The sequence below is a fragment of the Staphylococcus simulans genome, assembly GCF_002902285.1.
Taxonomy (GTDB): domain Bacteria; phylum Bacillota; class Bacilli; order Staphylococcales; family Staphylococcaceae; genus Staphylococcus; species Staphylococcus simulans.
Map to the genome: position 1 here is coordinate 140,442 of NZ_PPRU01000045.1, position 5,893 is coordinate 146,334.

A 5,893-nucleotide genomic window follows, 5' to 3' on the forward strand; every position below is an offset into this window, starting at 1 on the left:
CGCACCGTATACAACCGCTAACCAAAATAAAATGAAGGATTACTTTATTAGTCGTATTAAATATTATTATAACGGTGGAAAACTTCAAACAGGCAATGCCAAAGTTATCAAACAAAACGATGTTAAAAAAGAAGTTAAAAAGAATGAACAACAACAAGTGGTTAAGACAACAGATTGGAAAAAGAATAAACATGGTACTTGGTGGAAAAATGAACAAGCTACATTCAAAAATGGTAATGAACCTATCCAAGTATGGCATGTCGGTCCATTCCGTATTGATGGTAACCAAGCAGGTAAGCTACCAGCAGGCACAAGTATTAACTATGATGAAGTAATGTTGCAAGACGGTCATGTTTGGGTAGGTTACGACGGCTTTGAAGGCGAACGACTATATCTGCCAGTAAGAACATGGAACGGTGTCGCACCACCTAATCATGGTGTGGGCAAACTTTGGGGTAGTATCAGTTAAGAAAATGCGTTATAATACAAACGCAAGGGGTTTTACCTTGTAATAATAATATAAAATCATCTCTATACTTTTATTGAGGGTTACCTACGGGTAGCCCTCTTTTTTATTGGAAATAAACTGAAATAAACCGAAGCAAAGGTAATTAAACCAAAACATTCACAAAAAAACACTAAAAATATTGAAAATACATTTAATAGGTGTTACTATTTAAATATAGATTAAACAGTAAACTTACCCATGAGAGTAGGAACCCCACCATATGGGGCTTTCGAAATCATGGTTTTTTTTTGGGAGTGACGAAATGGAAAGAGTAGCCCTTTTTTTATTGAAAGTAAACTGAAATAAAGGTAAGTAAAGTGAACTAACTATAAAAATTTCGTTTGTTTTATTGAAAAAGTAAGACAAAAGTATTATAGTTATATGTGAAGAAAGTCAACTCTCTTTTCCGTTCTTTCTTCCATGTACATGCTAACGTCATTTGTAATATATAGTTGGAGTGAGCTATATAGCCTGTTAAGTGGCCTTGTAACTTAACACTAATCCCGGCAATTGATACCCTTTTTGCCCTTCACTCGGTACATAAGCCCTACATTCGTGGGGCTATTTTTTATAATTTGTTAAGGAGTATTTGTATTGTGAAAAATTACTATAAGGTTGAAAACATTAATAATATAGATTTACAAATGCTTCTTAACGACTATATTGAATGTTTCACCAAGAAAAAATTAATCGTTCAAACCACATACTTAAAGCTAGAAAAATTTGAAATTAGATTTAATACTAAAGACATACATCATTTGTTAGGGTTTCATAAAGTTCAAAATAGAAATAACAATGCTACTAAAACATTGCAAAGTATATTAGAAGGTGAATTAACCATTGATATTATTAAGAAACATCATGAATTCGGAACGATTAGAAATAGACTTATAAATTACAATTTTTTACATAAATGTTTTATTGAACAAACAGTTAAGCTATGCGTTATTCCGAAAGAAAACAGAAAAAATCCTCAAAAATTAGCAATTTTATTTATAGATTATCATAAAAATATTAACATGATGATTGGTCTTAAGTTAGCTAATGGTGGTAAATATTATGTTCCCGCGACCATGTATCAAATAAATAATTCAAGTATATATAACAGAACTAAAAGAACACGAATTACAAATATGTGGTGGGAAGATTATTAATATAGATTACAAGATAACTGTTGCGACGGTTGCCTCTTTTTTTTATGCAATCATGTTGTTTTTCTTTGACCTAAGTGATAAAATTCGCCAAAAGTATAACTTAGGTTGTGAGAAAATGGAGTATACGTATAAATTTTTATGTTATAATAAACACATGAAATAGTTGTTCCATGAAACGACTCGGTCATCGACACAGACCGCTTAAAGTGTCTACATCACATCAACTGAGCATTCATATGACGTTGCTGACGAGCGACATAGCTCTGTGTCCTAAAATAGGGTAGGTTGATGTGGTGTATATACATAACAAGACCCACCTAATTAAAGGTGGGCCTTTTGTGTGTGGTCTTGTATGTTAAATCACAATCAAAATGCTAACACCACACACTACAATAGAAATGAAACATCTTTAATCTTAACCTCGTTAGGACTGTTGACTGTCTTATTTCCTCTTATCAGTTCGATTTGGATTTTATCTATAGTCGCTGCCACCAAATCTTCTTTCTTATCTTCACTCAAGTTCTTCCAACTTTTTTGTAGTAATTTTTGAATCTTAACTACTTGCTCAAATTCTAGTTCATTGTTTTCAACTTCTTTTTCAGAAGCTTCTTCTAACAATTTATCTGTTTCTTTCATTCTTGCTTTAAATTCATCATCAGTCATTAGATCCATAGCCCATGCTTTTTGATATTTTTCTCGTTGACGCATGACTTTAGCAATATCTATTTCGAATTCTTCTTCGTCATCATTATTTTCAGGAGGTTCGATAGTATCGAAACTTAAATTGTTAAGATATTTCATAAACGCTTCTTGCATCATGTCGTATCTGATAATAGTAGAAGGCTTTTTCTCTCTCGAACATTTATCGCATTTATAATATTGTCTTAGATAGTAGCTACCATCAGCACGCTTGATTTTATTTACATTTAGATGTAAAAATCTACCGCAATTATTAGGGCATTCTATCTTGCCTCTAAAAATAGAAGTGTGATTTTGTTTATACGTATGTCTTCGGGTACTTAATATCTTTATAGCCGTATTATAATCTTCTTGAGTAATGACAGGTTCATGTGTATTTTCTTTAAAAAATTTACCGTATTTCGTGTGGCCGTGTGCAGTAGGCGAATGTAGTATTTGAATTACCATTGTCTTATTGAACTTGACGGGAGTATCTTTCATATTACTTAATTCTTTACCAATTTGTGTTGCTGAGATATTTTCTTTAAGTCTCTTGATAATATAATCAACGTACTTTCTATTTTCATTCGGGATTAATTTATTATCCACTAGATCGTAATAAAAAGGGACGTGTCCAAGAAATTTACCGCTCTCTAATGCGCCTTCTTTGCCATATAACGTACGTTCAGTGATTGTAGCACGTTCCCACTCCGCCATTGCGCCTACTAGCGTAACAAATAGGCGTCCCATTGCATTTGTAGTATCATAAACCTCTGTTGCACTTCTAAAAGCAACGTTGTTTTGGTCGAAGATTTCTAATAGGTCCAGTAAGTCACGCACTGAACGCGTTAAGCGGTCTAATTTATAAACGAGTACCATATCAAACTTATCAATATCATTAAGTAACTTTTGTAAAGACGGACGTTTAAGAGAGCCGCCTGATATACCAGCGTCTACATAAACATCTACGACTTTCCAATCGTTTATATCGCAAAACTGTTTCAATTTTCGCTCTTGTTCGCCGATAGAATAACCTTCGTTTGCTTGCTCCAATGTACTTACTCTTGTGTATATTGCGACTTTCATTAACATTCCTCCTCTAAAAAGGTAAAAAAATAATAAGGGTACGGTGATGTACCCTGAAAAAATGTAAAAAAAACAGGAAGTACAAGTGCACTTCCTGTGAGCCCTCTCTTTCAAGGGTTGATATAATGTAAAGTCCTCTTTTTCAAGGATTAATCTATAATTATATTAACAGGAAATCAGCAACTATTCAAGTTTAATGTTAGTAAATTGTTTCACTATGGCTCTATCTATTTGATTTAATGTTGATTGTGATTTTCAAAGTTGATCTCCTTATTAACTTATTTTTCGCCCCAGAGTGGAGGGGGTAAAAAATAGGGCAAGTGAATGCCCTGTTATTTTTCTTCACCTAACTTATCGTAAAACTCTTGTGGTATTTCTTCGATATTATGTTTTTTTACCTTTACATCATTTTGAATACTAAAATGTACTACAAAGCCATCTGCTATATCATAAAAATCTTTAACAAGGATATTGTCAAAATTAATATCATCTAAATTTTCTTTAGAGAAGTAGGTTACACTAGTAATTATTTTAGAGTCGTGTCCCTTCTTATCACTCATTTCAGAATAATTTAGTATAATAGCACCTTTGTTAATGTGTTCTTTATCTTTTTCCAGTAGATTTATCATTTCTACACTCATTGAATTAAAATCAGAGTTTAGCGACAAAGGCATACCAGCGTCACGCGTGTAAACATCATATCCGTTTTGTTTAGTATGTTTTATATCAGTATCTGAAACATTTTCTTTTTTATGCTTCTTACCTTTGCTATTATCTTTACTAACTGTTCTTTTGTCTTGAGTGCTTTTTTCATCTTTAGGTTTTATATTTTTTTCTTTTTCGTCGGAATTATCAAATATACTGAATATACTTATGAATACAATAATCACAGTCAATATCCATCTTGTAGGCTTGTTCCATTTTTTGAAATACCACATCAAGAAAAGTCCTACAGGAAACAGGAAAATTAGCATAAGTATAACGAACCAACTTTTTTGATACCATTTCTCGTTCAATTTAATATCTCCTTTTTACTCAAATGTTTGATAGTTATAAATAACTTTTCCAATTACTTCTATTTCATCGATAGATTCTAAATCGAATGAATTTGTTTTAAATTCATCTGAATAACTTACTGGATCTAAATGCAACTTTGTTTCAGTACGCCTAACGCGTTTTACAGTGTATTCTCCGCCAATGCGCAATACTAAAATATCATTACTATTTAATTTGTAATCTTGATTGATTCTATAATCGTGTACGACTATGTATGAACCATTTGCAAGGATTTTATTCATACTGTCTCCATTGATTTGTAAGGCGATACATTCGCTTGGTTTACGTCCTTTGAATGCAATATCTGGAATTTCAAAATCCTTATGTTCTAATTCTACAGTTTCGAAATTTCCTGCCGATACTTTACCGTAATAGGGAACTTTATAATAATTATTAATATTTTCTAAAGGTACAATATCATCTTCTAAGCCGATTAAGTAATCCATGCTGACACCAAAATAAGTAGCTAATTGTGATACGGTTTTAGCTATTGGTTCGGATTTATTATTTTCCCAGTTGGATAATTTACCTTTTGTAAAACTATTCTTTTTATCTTTGGCAGGAAACTGGTCATGTAAATCATCACTAAGTTGTTGTAATGTTAAACCTTTTTGTTTTCTTAATTTTCTTATTCTATCTCCGAAAGTCATTTGTTTTCACTCCTTACTTTTCTTTTCTGTGTAATTTTAATATACACTAAGTGTTGCTTATTTACAACACATATATAGGTAAAGATAAAAAAAGTTTTAAAAATACTACAAAAGGTGTTGCAATAAGTAACACTAACGTGTAATATAATAGATGAGTCGTGAAAACACGACAAAGAAAGAGGTGAAACAATGAACGCTTACAACAAATTAAAAGGTTTGTTAATAGAAAGAGGGATTAAAAACAAAGATTTAGCTGAGTTGCTTGATGTAAATAGGACTACAGTGAATAAAAAACTCAATAGAACAAACGGTAACGATTTCTCCATGACTGAAGTTAGAAAGATTTGTCTGTACTTAGATATCAGTGCAGATATATATTTTTTAAATTCAAGTCGTGAAAACACAACAAAACAACGTCAAACAACTTAACAGGAGGAAACCACATGCAAGATTTACAAACTAAACCTGACATCGGAAAGATGTTCAACATTCAAGAAAAAGAAAATGGAGAAATCGCAATCAGTGGTCGAGAACTTCATCAAGCGCTAGAAGTAAAGACAGCGTATAAAGATTGGTTCCCTAGAATGCTGAAATATGGTTTTGAAGAAAATACGGACTATACAGCTATCGCTCAAAAAAGAGCAACAGCTCAAGGCAATATGACTCACTACGTTGACCACGCACTCACACTAGACACTGCAAAAGAAATCGCAATGATACAACGCAGTGAACCAGGCAAGCGTGCAAGACAATATTTTATT

General features: G+C 32.3%; 7 protein-coding genes. 4 read left to right on the forward strand and 3 right to left on the reverse strand.

Going from position 1 to position 5,893, the window contains the following annotated elements; all coding sequences use genetic code 11:
* Both CD112_RS10935 and CD112_RS10940 read left to right on the forward strand, forming a co-directional pair.
* The coding region (locus CD112_RS10935; RefSeq protein WP_219727508.1) for an SH3 domain-containing protein at positions 1-469 on the forward strand (469 nt) is incomplete at its 5' end.
* A 635-nt stretch (positions 470-1,104) separates the two neighbouring features.
* The gene (locus CD112_RS10940) at positions 1,105-1,662 is read left to right on the forward strand and encodes a PBECR4 domain-containing protein (RefSeq protein WP_103364316.1); all 558 of its coding nucleotides are present in this window, start codon (positions 1,105-1,107) and stop codon (positions 1,660-1,662) included.
* Between the two features lie 387 nt (positions 1,663-2,049).
* Here the strand turns inward: CD112_RS10940 and CD112_RS10945 are convergent, their stop codons facing one another.
* The 3 genes from CD112_RS10945 to CD112_RS10955 all read right to left on the reverse strand — a co-directional run bounded on the left by CD112_RS10945 (position 2,050) and on the right by CD112_RS10955 (position 5,132).
* A complete protein-coding gene (locus CD112_RS10945) occupies positions 2,050-3,432 on the reverse strand; it encodes a recombinase family protein (protein WP_103364317.1) in 1,383 nt (460 codons plus the stop codon).
* Between the two features lie 326 nt (positions 3,433-3,758).
* Positions 3,759-4,442, reverse strand: a complete 684-nt coding sequence (locus CD112_RS10950; RefSeq protein ID WP_103364318.1) for a hypothetical protein — start codon at positions 4,440-4,442, stop codon at positions 3,759-3,761.
* A 15-nt stretch (positions 4,443-4,457) separates the two neighbouring features.
* Positions 4,458-5,132, reverse strand: a complete 675-nt coding sequence (locus tag CD112_RS10955; RefSeq protein ID WP_103364319.1) for an XRE family transcriptional regulator — start codon at positions 5,130-5,132, stop codon at positions 4,458-4,460.
* Between the two features lie 189 nt (positions 5,133-5,321).
* Between CD112_RS10955 and CD112_RS10960 the strand changes: the two genes are divergently transcribed.
* The gene (locus tag CD112_RS10960; RefSeq protein WP_103364320.1) at positions 5,322-5,561 is read left to right on the forward strand and encodes a helix-turn-helix domain-containing protein; all 240 of its coding nucleotides are present in this window, start codon (positions 5,322-5,324) and stop codon (positions 5,559-5,561) included.
* Positions 5,562-5,575: 14 nt separating this feature from the next.
* Positions 5,576-5,893: antA/AntB antirepressor family protein (locus tag CD112_RS10965; protein ID WP_180991557.1), on the forward strand; the 318-nt coding region annotated here is incomplete at its 3' end.

What these genes read in the sequence shown, in the direction of transcription:
- CD112_RS10945 (WP_103364317.1), bottom strand. Translation starts at nt 3,432, where the DNA reads ATGTTAATGAAAGTCGCAATATACACAAGAGTAAGTACATTGGAGCAA.
- CD112_RS10955 (WP_103364319.1), bottom strand. Translation starts at nt 5,132, where the DNA reads ATGACTTTCGGAGATAGAATAAGAAAATTAAGAAAACAAAAAGGTTTA.
- CD112_RS10960 (WP_103364320.1), top strand. Translation starts at nt 5,322, where the DNA reads ATGAACGCTTACAACAAATTAAAAGGTTTGTTAATAGAAAGAGGGATT.